A 16,110-nucleotide genomic window follows, 5' to 3' on the forward strand; every position below is an offset into this window, starting at 1 on the left:
TTGATCGGGCCCGGGCGGCCGGGCCGCCCGGGCGAGGGTCATTGCTCAGGACGGCCGGCCGTCGGCGCCGCACTTGATGATCGGCCGGATGCAGTCACGCACCCGGCGCTCCATCTCCGCCGCCGGCCAGGCGTTGAAGAAGTCGCCGTGCATCGTGAATCCGCCACCCGACGCCAACCGGAAGTGCGACGGGTCGCCGCTCACCGGGTAACGGATCACCTGCCGCAGCTTCGGCACCGGTACGGGATGCGAGGCCGGGCACGCCTGGTTCACCGGGTAGGCCATGTGGCTCTTGTGGTCGGCGGAGTCCAGGTCCCGCCCGTTCCAGCACTGCGGGAAGTCCAGGTACGACTCCAGCATCGTGCCCGACGGACAGTTCACGAAGTCCTTAGATGCGCCCACGTGCCCTGCGTGCAGGCACGACCACCGGGAGATCGTCGTGCTGTCCGGCCCGGTGGCCTTGGCGTTGCCCGCCACGATCCGCAACCCCAGCGGCAGCGGCTGGATCTGGGCGGTGATGTCGCTCCGAACGCCCTCACCGAGGTAGTAGAACGTGACGATGGCCGGCTCCACCGGGGCGCCGTCCCGGTAGAGGGTCGGCACCCAGTACGACGACTTGTCCACGGCCGGGTTGCAGTTCGTGGCGCCGTTCAGGAGGTCGTTGAGCTGGGTGTGGGCGTTCGTGACCCGGCTGCCGAAGAAGCTGTGCATGTGTGAGGCGCCCGCTAGGCCGGGGAAGACGATCGGGTCGTCGGGCAGCCGGTGGCTGAACGGGCAGTCGGCGAGGAACTCCGCCACCCGTACGATCGGCACTGCCTGCGCCGGCGCCGGCACGATGGCGAGCAGGCCGAGCAGCAGTGATGAGAGGGCGAGCAGTCGTCTGGCGAGCATGGCGGCTCCCTTGGCGATCATTGGTAAACCCGCACGTAGTCGACGAGCATCCGGGCCGGGAACGGCGTGGCCGCATCGGGTGGCCCCGGCCAGTCGCCGCCGACCGCGAGGTTGAGGATGATGTAGAACGGGTGGTCGAAGATCCACGGACCGCGTGTCTGCTCCACCTGGTCCTTGCTCAGCGTGAGCACCGTCCGCCCGTCGAGCGTGTAGACGATGCCTCTGCTGTCCCAGTTCGCGGCCCAGACATGGAAGTCGTCGGAGAAGTCCGCGCCGTTCGGCAGCGTGTACGGCGCCCCGATGCCGCCCCCGCCGTTGTACGCGGGCGCGTGGACGGTCGAGTAGGACGTCTTCACGTCCTTGCCCAGGACCTCCATGATGTCGATCTCGCCGTTGTACGGCCACGGCCGCCCGGTCAGGAAGTCGGCCCCCATCATCCAGAACGCCGGCCACAATCCGTTGCCCTTGGGCACCCTGATCCGGGCCTCGACGCGGCCGTAGGTGAAGTGGAACTTCGTGCCGGTGTTCATCCTGGCCGAGGTGTACTGGCAGGTGGTGCTGCCGGTCAGCGGATCCCGGGGGCAGGCCGAGCCGGGCGTGGCCTGCTTGCGTGCCTCCATGACCAGTTGTCCCTGGCCGTTCATGGCGGCGTTGTCGTGGTTGGTGTAGTACTCCAGTTCGTTGTTGGGTCCGGTGCCCGGGTCGGCCCGCCACTTGGCGGCGTCGGGCCGGCTGCCGGCCGGGCCGTTGAACTCGTCGCTCCACACCAGGACCGGCGGGTTGGCCGGGTCCCTGGGCGGGGCCGGCGGAGCGGTGGGGTTGCCGCCGGTGCCGTAGACCTGGAACTCCCACAGGCTGTAGCCGTAGGGAGTGGCGCGCTGGGTGCCGTACATGCGGACGTAGCGGCCGGAGCCGCTGACGTTCAGCGTCTGCTTGAAACCGGTGCCCGTCGTGGTGCTGTAGACGGTCGTCCAGGTGGCCGCGTCGGGCGACACCTGGATCTGGAACGACCTGGCGTAGGCCGGATCCCACTGCAGGACGACCCTGCTGATCTGGGCGGTCGCGCCCAGGTCCACGTAGATCCAGCCCGGGTCCACCCAGCCGGTGGTGCCGCTGGTGGCCCACCTGCTGGCCGGGTCGAGGTCGAACGCCCTGGCCGGGGTGCACTCCCAGCAGGCGCCGTCGTGCTGCGAGGTGGAGGCGACGCCGGGCCGGTTGTACGACAGCAGCCGCTCGCCGCCGGAGCCGCCCCCGGTCGTGCCGTAGACCTTGAACTCCCAGAGGCTGTAGTCGTACGGAGTGGCGCGCTGGGTGCCGTACACGCGGACATAGCGGCCGGAGCCGCTGACGGTCAGCGTCTGGTCGCCGCCGGCGCCGGAGGTCGTGGTGTGGAGGTTGGTCCAGGAGGTGCCGTCGGCCGACGCCTGGACCTGGAAGGCGGTGGCGTACGCGGCCTCCCAGGTGAGCTGCACCTGGGAGATGGTCGCGGTGGCACCGAGGTCCACCTGGATCCACTGCGGGTCGGCGAAGGCACTGGACCAGCGGGTGCCCGGGTTGCCGTCGACGGCCGCCGTGGCGGGGAAGGCGGCGTTCTCGGTGGAGGAGGCGGTGACGGGCCTGCCCTGGGACAGCAGGGGGTCGGCGGCGGCGGACGCGATCGGCACCGCGGTGAGGGACAGGGCGAGTAACAGGGTGAGGAGGAGTGCGAGGAGGGTCCCCAGGCGCCGTACGCCTGAGGCGGGGGGTGGACTCACGACGTCTCCGTCCGGGGGTGGGCGGCGATAGTTCGGGGAGCGCTCCCTCAGTGCGAGCGTGCTCGCGTCACTGACCCCTGTCAAGGTCCCGGTTAACCTTCCCGAAACCCCCCTGACTCCCACCGAACCGCCCTCCCCGGAGCCATCGGAGAGCACTAATACCCGTTCACCAGCGCAAATGACATCCCCGCACCCAAGTCCAGCACTCACCTCCCAACATTGAGAAACCTGCGAAATCGCAGCCGCCTTGACCGCGACGACACGCCATCGAGTGACTCATGAGGGAGCGCTCTCCCGCGCGGCCGCGGGGGCCGGACGGGTCACCGGACACGGGCGCGGCTCGCGCCATGTCGAACTATGATAGTTGTGCCTATCATAGTTCAACCTATATTCCCGGAGGGGCGATGCTCAGGAAGCCGGAGCGGCTCTTCGGCCGCGACACCGAGTGGGACGAGCTGGCCGAGTTCGTCTCGTCACCCGCCCCGGGAGCCACCATGGGCCTCGTGTACGGCCGCCGCCGCCAGGGCAAGACCCTCATGCTCGAACTGCTCGCCCAGGAAACCGGTGGCCTGATGTTCGGCGCGACCCAGCAGACCGAGGCACAGAACCTGGCCGACCTGGGCGCCGCCTACGCCGCCCACCGTGGGTTGCGACAGCCGGTCGCGTTCGGCGGCTGGCGGGAGGGGCTCGACGAGCTGCTCCGTCTCGGCGAGGAGCGCGCCACACCCGTGATCATCGACGAGTTCCCCTACCTCGTCTCCGTCACTCCGGCGCTCCCCTCCTATCTGCAGCAGGCGCTCAGCCCGACGGGGCACGCGAAAGAGCGGACCCGTACGCGCCTGATCCTCTGCGGCAGTGCTCTCACGACGATGGCCCAGTTGCTCGGCGGCGGCGCCCCGCTCCGTGGCCGGGCGGTGCTGGAACTGGTGGTGCGGCCCTTCGGGTTTCGCGACGCGAGTGCCTTCTGGGGTTTGACGGATGATCCGGAGCTGGCCTTCCGGGTGCACGCGCTGGTCGGAGGCACACCCGCGTACCTGGAGATGTGCGGCGGTTCCGGGCCGGCCGATCGCGACGGTTTCGAGCGATGGGTGCAGCGAAGATTGCTCAATCCGGCCTCCGCGATGTTCCGCGAGGGCGGACTGTTGCTGCGCGAGGAGCCGTCCATCTCCGATCCCACCTCGTACGCCGCCACGCTGACCGCCATCAGCGCCGGCAACCACCGCCGCTCCGAGATCGCCGCCGCGCTCGGACGCCCGACCAGCGCCATGGCGCACCTGCTCACCGCGCTCCAGAGCATCGGCCTCGTCGAACAGGTCGACGACGCGCTACGGGACAAACGCAGCGTGTTCAAGGTCGCCGAACCGATCGTCCGGCTGCACCAGCTGGTCACGCAACGACGAGAGCCCGAACTGGTCAGCGGCCAGGCCGCCCGGGTCTGGCGGACCAGCGCCGACACGGTCGCCGCCAAGATCTACGGCCCCCACTTCGAGGACCTGGCCAGGCAGTGGTGTTTCCTGCACGCCTCCAGTGACACGCTCAACGGAACGGCGAGCGCCGTACGCCCCAGCGAGATCCCGTGCCGCGCCCACCGCCGGGGACACGAGCTCGACCTTGTCGTGACGGAGACGAGCTCCTTCGCCACCGACCGGATCACCGCGATCGGCGAGGCCAAGGGCACCCTCACACCCATGGACGTGCCGCAGTTGCAGCGGTTGGAGCACCTACGCGCCCTGCTGCCCGACGACAAGGTCGACCAGCAGCCCAAGTTGCTGCTGTTCGCACGCTCGGGATTCACCGACGACCTGGTGGCGCTGGCCCGCGGGCGGGCCGACGTGGAGCTCGTCGACCTGACCCGCCTGTATACGGGGGAATGACCGCGGACACCAGGACGCACCTGTGCACACCCCGCAGGTCAGCCCTCCTGCTCCGGCCCCCAGGCCCGCAGGAAGGTCCGTACGGCCGCCCGCGCCACGGTACGCAGGTCGGCGTCGTCGATCACCCGGGTCCCCATCTGCGTACGGGCCTCCAGCGGGCCGGCGAGCAGGGAGCTGAACTGCTCGGCCGCCAGATCGGGATGGGTCGCGCGTAGCCGGCCGGCCAGGGTGAGCCGGGCCAGCCGGTCGGCCAGCGCCTCGTTGAGCCGCTGCGGACCGTGCTCCTTGACCAGGTCCAGGGCGTCGGGGAACGTGGTGATCTCCGTGTAGAGCAGCCGGCGCAACGCGCACGAGCGCTCGTCGGTGTACGACACCAGCAACCTGTACGCGACGTCGTCGAGCGTGGCCCGCAGGTCGTCACCGGGATCGGCGAGCGGTTCGAGCGCGGCCAGCCGCTCGTTGAGCACGGCCCGCGCGGTGGCCTCCAGCGCGTTCCTGAACAGGGTGGCCTTGTCCGTCATGTGGTTGTAGACCGTGGGCTTGGCCACCCCCGCCGCGTCGGCGATGTCCTGCACGCCGGCCTGCGCGTAGCCCTGGCGGGCGAACACGGCGAACGCGCCCTCCAAGATGGCCTGCCGCTTGTCGATACGCCCCCGCGAGGTCGTCGTCATGCCCCTACTTTACCGGCTGGTTCAACTTCATGGACGCACGGGTTGCGCCCGGACCCATGAGGTAACTAATTTGAACCCATGAGTTCAACGGATCGCCTTGACCGACGTCTCCTGGGAATGATCGGCGTCATCCTGCTCGGCGGGCTGCTGGGCATCCTCAACAGCACGATGGCCGCCGTGGCCACCGACACCCTGGCCACGGTGTTCGGCACCTCGCTGAGCACGATCGGCTGGGCGTCCACCGGCTTCCTGCTGGCCGTCACGGCCACCATCCCCTTCACCACCTGGGCCGTCGACCGCTACGGCGGCCGGCGCCTGTGGCTGGCCGGGCTGCTGCTGTTCCTGGCAGGCTCGCTGGCCGCCGGACTGTCCTGGAACGTCGGCAGCCTGATCGTCTTCCGCGTCGTGCAGGGCTTCGGGGCCGGGCTGCTCGACCCGCTCGTACTGATCCTGCTGGCCCGCGCCGCCGGCCCGCACCGGGCCGGGCGCGTGATGGGGCTGATGGGGGTGGTGCTCTCGCTCGGTCCCGTGCTCGGGCCGATCGCGGGCGGGGCGGTGCTCGGCAGCCTGTCGTGGCGCTGGATGTTCCTGCTCAGCGTGCTGGTCGGGGCCGTCGCCTGGCTCCTCGCCCTGCGCGTCATCCCCGCCGACGACCGGGCCGGCGCCCCGGCGGGCGGCCGGCTCGACGTCATGGGGCTGGCGCTGCTCGGCCCCGGGTTCGCGGCCGTCGTCCTGGCCCTGTCACAGACCGCCGAGCAGGGCGGGATCGCCGCCTGGCAGGCGCTGCTCCCGCTGGGCGCCGGGGTCGCCCTGTTGATCGGGTACGGGGGGCACACGGCCAGGTCCCAGGCCCCGGTGATCGACCTGAGGCTGTTCGCCAACCGGGGCTTCACCGCGAGCGTGACCATCATGGGGCTCGGCGGGATGGCCCTCTACGCCTCCCTGTTCGCCCTGCCCCTGTACTACCAGCAGGCACACGGCCACGACGTACTCGCCGCCGGGCTGCTGATGACGCCGGTCGGGCTGGGCGGCGCCATCGCGATGCCGCTGGCCGGGCGGCTGTCGGACCGGCTCGGCGCGCGCGGGCTGGCCACCGGCGGCGCGGTCCTGGCCGCGCTCAGCGCCTTCGCCTTCACCCAGGTCGAGGCCACCACGCCGGAGGTCTGGACGGTGCTGGCCGCGCTGGGCGTCGGGCTGGGCAGCGGCTGCTTCAGCGCCCCCACGATGGGCTCGCTCTACCGCACGCTGCCACCGCCGCTGGTGGCGCAGGGCAGCTCGGTGCTCTACATGCTCAACCAGCTCGGCGCGGCGCTCGGCATCGCCGTCGTCACGCTCATCATCCAGACCTCGGGCGACGTGGTCGCCGGGCTGCACGGCGTCTACTGGTTCGCGGTCGCCATGATCGTGATCGTACTGGCCGCCATCCCGCTCCTGCCCGGGAGACCACAACCACGGAACACCACGGAAGAGCCGGTGAGGACCTCATGACGAAGAAGACATTGCTGATCACCGGTGGCACCGACGGGATGGGCCGGGCGCTCGCGCGCACCTACCTCGAACGCGGCGACACGGTCGTCATCGTGGGCAGGGACCGGTCCAAGGCGCTGCCAGGAGCCACGTTCATCCCGGCCGATCTGAGCCTGATCAGCGAGAACCAGCGGGTGATCGAGACGGTCAACGCCGAGTTCCCTGCGGTGGACGTGCTCGTGCTGTGCGCGCGATACTTCCGGACGAACCGGTTCGTCACGGCGGACGGCGTGGAAGGCACGTTCGCGCTGGACTACCTCAGCCGCTTCCTGCTCAGCCATGGGCTGAACGGGCCGGGCCTGATCGTCAACGTGTCGGGTCCGGGGCAGCCGACGAACCTCATCCGGTGGCACGATCCCATGCTGGAACGCGCGTACGACGGCGTGACCGCCCAGTTCCAGGCGGGCAAGGCGAACGACCTGCTGGGGGTGGAGTTCGCGGCCCGGCATGGCGGCCGTACGAGGTATGTGCTGATGCATCCCGGCGGGGTGTCGACGAGCCTCGCCGGGGAGTACGACGCGGCGACCGCCGCCCACGTCGCGGCGCTCAAGCGCAACGGGCTGCCGGTCGAGGAGGGGATCAAGCCGATCGTGGCCCTCATCGACGAGCCGCCCGCCGAGCCGCTCAGCGCGTGGGTGCGCGAACGGCGGATCAGCGTGACCACCCCGGCCTTCGACCGCCAGGCGGCGTCCCGCCTGCACGACCTCACGCTGAAGTTGATCACACCGTCCGCCGCGCTACCCCCTGGCACCCCACCAGCGCCCTCATCGTGAAGCGCGCCCGTTCACCCCTTGTAGTTGAAGATCTGCCGCAGCGTGTGCCGTACCTCGACCAGGTCCTGCTGGTCCGCCATGACCTGGTCGATGGACTTGTACGCCTCCGGGTGCTCGTCCACCAGCGCGGCGGCCCGGTCCGCGTTCCAGGTGCGGCCGCTCATCGCCTTGGTCAGCGAGGCGACGGACAGCTCCCGCTTGGCCTTCGTCCGCGACATGCGCCGCCCCGCGCCGTGCGAGCAGGAGTTGTACGACTCCGGGTTCCCCCGCCCGCGCACGATGTACGACCGCGTGCCCATGGAGCCCGGGATCACGCCCTCGTCACCGACGTCGGCCTTGATGGCACCCTTACGGGTGATCCAGAGGGACTTGCCGTAGTGCGTCTCCTGCTGGGTGAAGTTGTGATGGCAGTTGATCGTACGGACCCGCTGCCCCTTGCCGACGACCCGGAACAGGGCGTTGATCAGCACCTTGTCCATCCGCGCCCGCGAGGCCATGGCGTAGTGCTGGGCCCACAGCATGTCCTCGATGTAGGCGGTGAACTCAGGCGTGCTCTGCACGAGGTAGGCCAGGTCCGGGTCCTCCAGGCCGACGGCCTGCTTCTTCATCAGCTTCTTGGCACCGACGATGTGCAACTGGGCGAGCTGGTTGCCGATGCCGCGCGACCCCGAGTGCAGCACCGTCCAGACGTGGTCCCGCTCGTCCAGGCACACCTCGACGAAGTGGTTGCCCGAGCCCAGGGTGCCGAACTGGTCGGCCACCTTCTTGCTCTGCTTGGGCGTGAGATCGGTGTGCGGCAGACCGAGGTCGCTGAGCGCGCGGTCCACCGACGGGTCGTCATGCCCCTTGCCCACCCCGGCGGGGATACGGCGCTCCACCATCGGCATCAGCGCGGCCAGCGTCTCGGGCAGGTCGGCGGCCGTGAGCGTGGTCTCCGTGGCCACCATTCCGCACCCGATGTCCACGCCGACGGCGGCGGGAATGATCGCGTTCTCGGTGGGGATGACCGAGCCGACCGTCGCACCGATGCCGACGTGCGCGTCGGGCATGAGAGCGACGTGTCCGGAGACGAACGGCAGGCGGGCTGTACGGGCGGCCTGCATGATCGCGCCTTCGTCGATCTCGCTGGCCCACGACAGCAGGTTCGGTGCGGGCTGGTTCGGCATAGAAGGAATCTCCTCACTGGTTCTTGATCAGTGTGTCGCCACCAGCAGGGAAATCCCACTTATTTTATCGAATGTGGTGTTTACACCTGTACGCGCCGCGAGCTCGCAGAGCACCCTGGCCCCTTCGACCGCTGCTCTACGCCCAGCCGACCAACGGAATCTCGGCCTCCGAGCACCACATCTTCCGTGCCGACAGCGCCCAGCGCTCCGCCGTCTGATCGACAAGCGTGACCTCGTCAGCGGGACCAGCATGAACGTTCTCACGAAGGCATAGCGGCTCGCAGCCCTGGCATCGCCGTCTCTCACTCGGGGTCGCAGCCTTGGATGCTCTGCATGGCCTGAGCTGATAGCGCTGGGTCAGACGCCTGGCCACTACCGCGTGGTCATCCGGCAGTCTTTGGTTCCTGTGGACGCAAAGATGGATCCAAGCCAGAATGTAGCCCTTAGAAGCTCATCGGCTCGATTCCCGTAGAGTGCGTTGATGACGTGCAGACCCGGGAAGAGGGATCAACATGTATATATCAAAACTTGTCATCCAAAGGGTCCGTGGATTCTCCGGACCCCGGGAGGTGGCGCTCGGCTTTGACAGGCCAGACGGATCCTATGCGGGGTGGACGGTTCTAGCCGGGCGGAATGGCTCCGGGAAGACGACGATCCTTCAGGCGATCGCCCTGGGGATCGTCGGAGATTACTTCATACGAGACTGGGACGTTTGGAGTGGCAGGCAGAAGGGCGAACAGGCACGTATTGGCGTCACGGTCATCCAGGATTCGGAGTTCGACGGTGGGTTGGATTTCGGGGAGCAAGTCTTTGAGTTGCGATGGGATGACGAAGGCCATCCTTATGTTCCTCAGCGGTCCACCGGCTCACATGGGAGAAGGCAGGGGGTAAAGGCCCTCCGCTTTGGTCCGGGTGAAGGATGGTTCTTCGCGGGCTACGGGCCGTTCCGTAGGCTCTCGCCCGCCGCGTTCGGCCACGGAGAATCGTCGCGTTCCGCTATGTACGCTGGATTGCGCACCCTCTTCGACCAGGACGTCAGCCTCGTCGAGGGCGTTGGTTGGCTGATCGAGCAGCATCTGTATCGACTGGAGGGGCGCGCCGGCGCCGCCGAACTGCTGGATGTCGTGCTGTCATTGTTGACCGATGGGATGCTTCCTGACGGCCATACGGTCGTTCGCGTCGACTCCGATGGGTTGTGGCTGCGGAGGGACAATGGTGCGGAGACTCCCCTCCGGCAAATGAGCGAGGGATATCGAACGGTCACGGCTGTCGTTGTCGACATCATCAGGCAGATGCACCTGGCGTACGGCAGTCTGCGGGTCACCTACCAGGGTGATACGCCGACGCTTGCCTATCCAGGTGTGATCCTGATTGATGAGATCGAGAACCATCTCCATGTTGGCTGGCAGAAGAGAATCGGCGAGTGGCTGACGAGCCACTTTCCACTAGTGCAGTTCATCGTGACCACCCACAGCCCGTACGTGTGCCAGACGGCCGATCCAAATGGCCTTATCGCGCTTCCCGGCCCGAACGAACCCAAGTCAGCACACGTGGTCGATCAGAATCTCTATGAGCGGGTCGTGTTCGGCTCCGGCGACGACGCGATCCTGACGGAGCTCTTCGGCGTCGACAGTCCATATTCGACACGGGCTGAAGATATCCGGCGACATCTCGGCGATCTCGAGGACAAGGTCCTGAACGGGTCTGCCTCAGAAGCAGAGATCGAAGAGTATAGAGAGCTCAGCAAAATGCTGGAGAGTTCACTTTCGGCGCGCGTGGACGAAGTATCCTCGCGTCTGGGGAGACAGGATTGATCCGCATCAACCGTGCGAGTCTGGACGCCGACCTGGCACTGAAGCTGTTCACTCGAACGGAACAACTTAAGATCACAGACGCCGGTCCAAGTGCTGCCCGTCGAGCCTGGCGTGGCGCTTCCGTAGAACGAGAGCAGCTTCGTTTGACGCTGCGTCGGATGTCGGCAGCCATAGAGCGGTGCATGTACTGTGGCGACAGTCGAGGCACTGATATCGACCACTTTGAACCGATCAAGTTGTCGCCTTTCCGCACGTTCGACTGGATGAACCACTTGCTGGCGTGCTCATGTTGCAACAGCAATGCCAAGCGGGAGCTGTTTCCGGTCGACAGTGCCGGAGCACCTTTACTCATTGATCCGACCATGGACGACCCTTTTGATCACCTCAGGCTGATTCTGTCGACTGGCACGTATCGGTGGAATACACCCAAGGGGCAGGCGACGATCGAAGTCTTTCAGCTCAACCGCGCAGATCTGCGCAGAGGCAGGGAGCTCGCCTTCCCGCGGTGCCAGGCGATGCTTCGGGACTATCTCCGTCTGCAGAACTCTGGAAACGGGCGGGACGCGGTCAAGATGCTGAACGCCCTCCACGAGCAGCCGTTCGCCGATGTGCTGCACGCAATGTATCGGACCATGACGAATCCTGGCGCGGACATCGTCTTGGGCGGTCCGGAGGTTTTGGAGGCTCTCCACGTATCGCGACCGTAATCCACGCGAATCTCCGCTATGGGCATCGGGATGGGGCCTCAGTGAGCACTTGTAACGTGGTGCCGGTTCAGGCGACCTCTGCGTGAGGAGCCGCATGCCCGCCCCGGTCCTCAGCCGGGGTGACCGGTGCTGGGGTTCGCCGGATCCCGTGGTTCGGCCAGGCAAGGGCATTTGCGAGACGCCAAGGGCGAGGGGTGCGCCGGAGGCGCCTGAATGAGACAGCCTGAGCCCACCCGCGCGAAGCGCTCCTTGCGAAGCCCTTTGTGCAGGGTGGGCATCGGGCGGCCCACAATCCAGGTGGGCAACGGGTGGGACCGATGGCGCCGCAGGCGCGGGGGTTGCGCCGTGAGGCGCCTCGATCAAGGACAGCCTGAGCCACCCCGCGCGAAGCGCTCCGTTGGGAAGCCCTTTGTGCGGGGTGGGTATAGGGCGGTCCGCCTACTTGGTGTTGGCTTTCAGGTAATCGCTGTTCATCTGGGCGATCGCGTCCAGGGGGATGCCCTTCGGGCACACCGCTGTGCATTCGCCCGTGTTGGTGCAGCCGCCGAAGCCCTCCGCGTCCATCTGGTCCACCATGGCCTTGGCCCGGGAGAGGCGTTCGGGCTGGCCCTGCGGGAGCAGGCCCAGGTGGGTGATCTTGGCGGCGGTGAACAGGGAGGCGGAGCCGTTCGGGCAGGCGGCCACGCAGGCGCCGCAGCCGATGCAGGTCGCCGCGTCGAACGCCGCGTCCGCGTCCTCCTTGCGTACCGGGACGCTGTGGGCGTCCGGGGCGGAGCCGGCGGGGACGGAGACGAAGCCGCCCGCCTGGATGATGCGGTCGAACGCGCTGCGGTCCACCACCAGGTCCTTGACCACCGGGAAGGGGGCGGCGCGCCAGGGTTCGATGGTGATCGTGGCGCCGTCCTCGAAGTGGCGCATGTGGAGCTGGCAGGTCGTCGTCGCGCGCTGTTCACCGTGCGCGACACCGTTGATGACCATGCCGCACATGCCGCAGATGCCCTCGCGGCAGTCGTGGTCGAAGGCGATCGGGTCGTCGCCCTCGACGATGAGGCGCTCGTTCAGGACGTCCAGCATCTCCAGGAAGGACATGTCCGGAGAGACATCCTCTACCTGATAAGTCACCATTCGTCCGGCGTCGTCGCGACCGCTCTGCCGCCAGACGCGAAGGGTCAGGTTCACTTGTAGCTCCGCTGGGTCATCTTGACGTACTCGTACTCGAGCGGTTCCTTGTGCAGCACCGGCTCGCCGGAAGCGGTGTACTCCCAGGCGGAGACGTGCGCGAAGTGCTCGTCGTCGCGCAGTGCCTCGCCGTCGGCGTCCTGGGACTCGGCGCGGAAGTGGCCGCCGCAGGACTCCGTACGGACCAGGGCGTCCAGGCACATGAGCTCGGCCAGGTCGAAGAAGTCCGCCACCCGCCCGGCCTTCTCCAGAACCTGGTTCAGCTCCTCGTTCGTGCCGGTCACCTTGACGTTCTCCCAGAACTCCTTGCGCAGCTCGGGGATGCGCTCCAGCGCCTTGCGCAGCGACTCCTCGGTGCGCTCCATGCCGCAGTAGTCCCACATGAGCTTGCCCAGCTCGCGGTGGAAGGAGTCGGGGGTACGGGTGCCGTTCACGGCCAGCAGCCGGTCGATCTTCGTACGGACCCGGATCTCGGCCTCCGCCACGGCCTCGTCGTCCACGTCACCGAAGGGACCAGCAGCCAGATAGTCGCCAATAGTGGTGGGAAGCACGAAATATCCGTCGGCCAGCCCCTGCATCAGCGCCGACGCGCCCAGCCGGTTCGCGCCGTGGTCGGAGAAGTTGGCCTCGCCGATGACGAACAGGCCCGGGATCGTCGACTGCAGGTCGTAGTCCACCCACAGCCCGCCCATCGTGTAGTGCACGGCCGGGTAGATGCGCATCGGCACGTCGTACGGGTTCTCGCCGGTGATCCGCTCGTACATCTCGAACAGGTTCCCGTACTTCTTCTCCACCGCCGGGCGCCCGAGCCGGGCGATGGCGTCCCGGAAGTCGAGATAGACGCCCAGCCCGCCGGGCCCGACCCCGCGGCCCTCGTCGCAGACGTTCTTGGCGGCACGGGAGGCGATGTCCCGGGGGACGAGGTTCCCGAAAGCGGGATAAATCCGCTCCAGGTAGTAGTCGCGTTCCTCGTCCGGAATGTCCCCGGGGGCCCGCGTGTCGTTCATACGCAGCGGCACCCAGACGCGGCCGTCGTTGCGCAGCGACTCCGACATGAGCGTCAGCTTCGACTGGTACTCGCCGGAGACCGGGATGCAGGTCGGGTGGATCTGCGTGTAACAGGGGTTGGCGAAGTACGCCCCGCGCTCGTGCGCCCGCCAGATCGCCGTGGTGTTGCAGCCCTTGGCGTTCGTGGACAGGAAGAACACGTTCCCGTAACCGCCGGTGGCCAGCACCACGGCGTCGGCCAGGTGCCGCTCGATCTCTCCGGTCACCATGTCGCGCACGATGACGCCGCGCGCACGGCCGTCGGCGACGATCAGGTCGAGCATCTCGTGCCGGGTGTGCATGGTCACGGTCCCGGCCGCGACCTGCCGCTCCAGCGCCTGGTAGGCCCCCAGCAGCAGCTGCTGCCCCGTCTGCCCCCGGGCGTAGAACGTACGCGAGACCTGGGCCCCGCCGAACGACCGCGTGTCCAGCAGCCCGCCGTACTCGCGGGCGAACGGCACCCCCTGCGCCACGGCCTGGTCGATGATGTTCACCGAGACCTGGGCCAGGCGGTAGACGTTCGACTCGCGGGAGCGGAAGTCGCCGCCCTTCACGGTGTCGTAGAAGAGCCGGTAGATGCTGTCGCCGTCGCCGCGGTAGTTCTTCGCGGCGTTGATCCCGCCCTGCGCGGCGATGGAGTGCGCGCGGCGCGGCGAGTCCTGGTAGCAGAACGACTTGACGTTGTAGCCGAGCTCGCCCAGCGTCGCGGCGGCCGAACCGCCGGCCAGGCCGGTGCCGACCACGATGACGTTGAGCTTGCGCTTGTTCGCCGGGTTCACCAGCTTCGCGCTGAACTTGCGCTTCTCCCATCGCTCCTCGACGGGCCCGGAAGGAGCCTTGGTGTCCCGGATCTCGGGGCCTTCCGAATACTTCACTTCACAACTCCGAACGTGATCGCGAGGGGCGGGGCCAGGAAGCCGATCACCAGCACCGCCGACAGCAGCCCGGCGCTGAGGCGCAGGGTGCGGTTGCGCGAGCGGTTGGCCCAGCCGAGGGTCTGGAAGGCGCTCCAGACGCCGTGCCGCAGGTGCAGCCCGACCATGACGACGGCCACGAGGTAGATCAGCGTCACCCACCACCGGGACGCGTCGAACCCGGCGACCATCCGGTCGGCCGGGGCGGCGTCGAAGCCCTTGGGGTTCACCACGCCGAAGGTCAGGTCGAGCAGGTGCCAGATGACGAACAGCAGGATCGTGATCCCGCCGAACCGCATGATGTGCGTCGCGTAGCCGGCGGCCTGGGACTTCTTGGCCACGTACTTCACCGGCCTGGCGTGGTGGGCCCGGCGGCTCAGCGAGATCGCGGCCCACATGTGCAGGACGACCGAGACCACGAGCACGATCTCGACGATGGTCAGCAAAGTGCGATACGGCGCGAGCGGCTCCGCCAGCGTACGCAGCGCGTGGGCGTACTCGTTGAAGGAGTCGCGGCCAAGGAAGATCTTGAGATTGCCCAGCATGTGGCCGATCAGGAAGAGCACCATCACGGCACCCGTGACGGCCATCACAACTTTCTTACCGTTGGAGGAGCCCAGGAACCCGCCGCGCTTCCGCGAAGGGGCGGCTCTGGGGGGAGTAACAGGCGCGGTGGCGGCACCGCGTTCTATCGTGGCAGTCACGTCTTCCGAAGCTAGGTTAACCAGGGATGATCCGTCCAAGTCATCACAGGTCTCGTTTCCATAGCCTGCGGCTATGATGCTTGCAACGGGCGGGGGTCGCCCTCGGCCGGGCCCCTGGGGTGCGAGGAATATCACATGCAGTTGCAGCAGCTCGCGTACTTTGTCTCTGTGGCGGAGACCCGGCATTTCACGCAGGCGGCCGAGCGCATGAGAGTCGCCCAGCCGTCGCTCAGCAAGCAGATCAAGGCCCTGGAGGACGATCTGGGCGCTCCGCTGTTCTCCCGGGCGCGCGGCAACGTGACGCTGACCGCGGCCGGTGAGGCGCTGCTGCCGCTGGCCCGCAGGATGCTGGCCGACGCCGACACCGCCAGGCAGGAGGTCGCCGAGCTGGCCGGGCTCAGGCGGGGCCGGGTCCGGCTCGGGGCCACGCCGTCGTTGTGCGCGGGGCTGCTGGCCGACGCGCTGGCCCGCTTCCACCGCGCGTACCCGGGCATCGAGCTGCTGGTCGAGGAGGGCGGATCGCGTGACCTGGTCAGGGCGCTGGCCCGGGGGCAGCTCGACCTGTCGTTGATCATCATGCCGCTGCAGAGCGACGACCCCTCACTGCTGACCCGGGAGATCCTCAAGGAGAACCTGGTGGTCGTCTCGCCCTCCCACGCGCCGGCGAAGCGCACGTACATGGAGATCGGGGAGCTGCGCGGGCGGCAGATGGTGATGTTCCGGCCCGGCTACGACCTGCGGGAGGCGACGCTGGCGGCGTGCCGGCACGCGGGGTTCGAGCCCACGCTCGCGGTGCAGGGCGGGGAGATGGACGCGGTGCTGCGCTTCGTGGAGGCGGGGCTGGGCGTGGCCGTGGTGCCCTCGATGGTGCTCGACGGGCGGCCCGGGCTGGCGGGCACGCCGCTGGCGCCACCGGGGCTCACCCGGACGATCGCGCTGGCCCACCGCAAGGACGTCGAGCCGACCAGGGCCGCGCAGGCGTTCCGCGAGACCTTACTGTCTTTTGTGGTGGAGGCGGGGCATGAGGGCACGCTTCCCCAAGGGGTGGAGCTCATCGCAGAATGAGCACCACCCGGACCGACTTCCCGG

The 16,110-nt window shown here is 68.1% G+C and carries 13 protein-coding genes; 6 read left to right on the forward strand and 7 right to left on the reverse strand.

What is annotated here, in order from left to right; all coding sequences use genetic code 11:
- Positions 1–45 precede the first annotated feature (45 nt).
- Together BLS95_RS17150 and BLS95_RS17155 are read right to left on the reverse strand one after the other, a co-directional pair.
- Positions 46–891, reverse strand: coding sequence for a DUF1996 domain-containing protein (locus BLS95_RS17150; protein WP_176993234.1), 846 nt, complete (start codon positions 889–891; stop codon positions 46–48).
- A 17-nt stretch (positions 892–908) separates the two neighbouring features.
- Positions 909–2,645 (reverse strand): discoidin domain-containing protein, encoded by a 1,737-nt coding sequence (locus tag BLS95_RS17155; RefSeq protein ID WP_090932309.1) that lies wholly within the window; start codon positions 2,643–2,645, stop codon positions 909–911.
- A 404-nt stretch (positions 2,646–3,049) separates the two neighbouring features.
- Here BLS95_RS17155 and BLS95_RS17160 point away from each other — a divergent pair, with 404 nt between their 5' ends.
- Complete coding sequence (locus BLS95_RS17160; RefSeq protein WP_090932311.1) at positions 3,050–4,519, forward strand: AAA family ATPase; 1,470 nt, start codon at positions 3,050–3,052, stop codon at positions 4,517–4,519.
- A 38-nt stretch (positions 4,520–4,557) separates the two neighbouring features.
- Here BLS95_RS17160 and BLS95_RS17165 read toward each other — a convergent pair whose 3' ends face one another.
- Entirely contained in the window at positions 4,558–5,190 is a 633-nt protein-coding gene (locus BLS95_RS17165; RefSeq protein ID WP_090932313.1) for a TetR/AcrR family transcriptional regulator, read from the reverse strand.
- Between the two features lie 78 nt (positions 5,191–5,268).
- Here BLS95_RS17165 and BLS95_RS17170 point away from each other — a divergent pair, with 78 nt between their 5' ends.
- Together BLS95_RS17170 and BLS95_RS17175 are read left to right on the forward strand one after the other, a co-directional pair.
- Entirely contained in the window at positions 5,269–6,678 is a 1,410-nt protein-coding gene (locus BLS95_RS17170; RefSeq protein ID WP_090932316.1) for a DHA2 family efflux MFS transporter permease subunit, read from the forward strand.
- A complete protein-coding gene (locus tag BLS95_RS17175) occupies positions 6,675–7,490 on the forward strand; it encodes an SDR family NAD(P)-dependent oxidoreductase (RefSeq protein ID WP_090932317.1) in 816 nt (271 codons plus the stop codon). Before BLS95_RS17170 ends, BLS95_RS17175 begins: the two co-directional genes overlap by 4 nt.
- Before the next feature lie 11 nt (positions 7,491–7,501).
- On the opposite strand, the gene BLS95_RS17180 is transcribed toward BLS95_RS17175, so the two are convergent.
- Complete coding sequence (locus BLS95_RS17180) at positions 7,502–8,656, reverse strand: RtcB family protein (RefSeq protein WP_090932319.1); 1,155 nt, start codon at positions 8,654–8,656, stop codon at positions 7,502–7,504.
- Positions 8,657–9,168: 512 nt separating this feature from the next.
- On the opposite strand from BLS95_RS17180, the gene BLS95_RS17190 reads away from it, so the two are divergent.
- Together BLS95_RS17190 and BLS95_RS17195 are read left to right on the forward strand one after the other, a co-directional pair.
- Entirely contained in the window at positions 9,169–10,470 is a 1,302-nt protein-coding gene (locus BLS95_RS17190; RefSeq protein ID WP_090932321.1) for an AAA family ATPase, read from the forward strand.
- Positions 10,467–11,177: an HNH endonuclease family protein gene (locus BLS95_RS17195; protein WP_245765104.1), complete on the forward strand. Its 711-nt coding sequence runs from the start codon at positions 10,467–10,469 to the stop codon at positions 11,175–11,177. The genes BLS95_RS17190 and BLS95_RS17195 overlap by 4 nt, the downstream gene beginning before the upstream one ends.
- 438 nt (positions 11,178–11,615) lie before the next feature.
- Here the strand turns inward: BLS95_RS17195 and BLS95_RS17200 are convergent, their stop codons facing one another.
- Genes BLS95_RS17200 through BLS95_RS17210 form a run of 3 tightly spaced genes read right to left on the reverse strand, consistent with a single transcriptional unit; the run spans position 11,616 to position 15,021 of the window.
- Positions 11,616–12,356: a succinate dehydrogenase/fumarate reductase iron-sulfur subunit gene (locus BLS95_RS17200; RefSeq protein WP_090932323.1), complete on the reverse strand. Its 741-nt coding sequence runs from the start codon at positions 12,354–12,356 to the stop codon at positions 11,616–11,618.
- A complete protein-coding gene (locus tag BLS95_RS17205) occupies positions 12,353–14,278 on the reverse strand; it encodes a fumarate reductase/succinate dehydrogenase flavoprotein subunit (protein ID WP_090932325.1) in 1,926 nt (641 codons plus the stop codon). Before BLS95_RS17205 ends, BLS95_RS17200 begins: the two co-directional genes overlap by 4 nt.
- On the reverse strand, positions 14,275–15,021 hold the full coding sequence (locus tag BLS95_RS17210; RefSeq protein ID WP_090932327.1) for a succinate dehydrogenase cytochrome b subunit: 747 nt from the start codon (positions 15,019–15,021) through the stop codon (positions 14,275–14,277). The genes BLS95_RS17205 and BLS95_RS17210 overlap by 4 nt, the downstream gene beginning before the upstream one ends.
- Before the next feature lie 135 nt (positions 15,022–15,156).
- Here BLS95_RS17210 and BLS95_RS17215 point away from each other — a divergent pair, with 135 nt between their 5' ends.
- Positions 15,157–16,086, forward strand: a complete 930-nt coding sequence (locus tag BLS95_RS17215; protein WP_090932329.1) for a LysR family transcriptional regulator — start codon at positions 15,157–15,159, stop codon at positions 16,084–16,086.
- Positions 16,087–16,110 lie beyond the last annotated feature (24 nt).

The sequence above is a fragment of the Nonomuraea jiangxiensis genome, assembly GCF_900099965.1.
GTDB classification, from domain to species: Bacteria; Actinomycetota; Actinomycetes; order Streptosporangiales; family Streptosporangiaceae; genus Nonomuraea; species Nonomuraea jiangxiensis.

Excerpts from the sequence above, each read along its gene's own strand:
- BLS95_RS17165 (WP_090932313.1), bottom strand. The coding sequence starts at position 5,190 with ATGACGACGACCTCGCGGGGGCGTATCGACAAGCGGCAGGCCATCTTG.
- BLS95_RS17150 (WP_176993234.1), bottom strand. The coding sequence starts at position 891 with ATGCTCGCCAGACGACTGCTCGCCCTCTCATCACTGCTGCTCGGCCTG.
- BLS95_RS17170 (WP_090932316.1), top strand. The coding sequence starts at position 5,269 with ATGAGTTCAACGGATCGCCTTGACCGACGTCTCCTGGGAATGATCGGC.
- BLS95_RS17215 (WP_090932329.1), top strand. The coding sequence starts at position 15,157 with ATGCAGTTGCAGCAGCTCGCGTACTTTGTCTCTGTGGCGGAGACCCGG.
- BLS95_RS17180 (WP_090932319.1), bottom strand. The coding sequence starts at position 8,656 with ATGCCGAACCAGCCCGCACCGAACCTGCTGTCGTGGGCCAGCGAGATC.
- BLS95_RS17160 (WP_090932311.1), top strand. The coding sequence starts at position 3,050 with ATGCTCAGGAAGCCGGAGCGGCTCTTCGGCCGCGACACCGAGTGGGAC.
- BLS95_RS17175 (WP_090932317.1), top strand. The coding sequence starts at position 6,675 with ATGACGAAGAAGACATTGCTGATCACCGGTGGCACCGACGGGATGGGC.
- BLS95_RS17190 (WP_090932321.1), top strand. The coding sequence starts at position 9,169 with ATGTATATATCAAAACTTGTCATCCAAAGGGTCCGTGGATTCTCCGGA.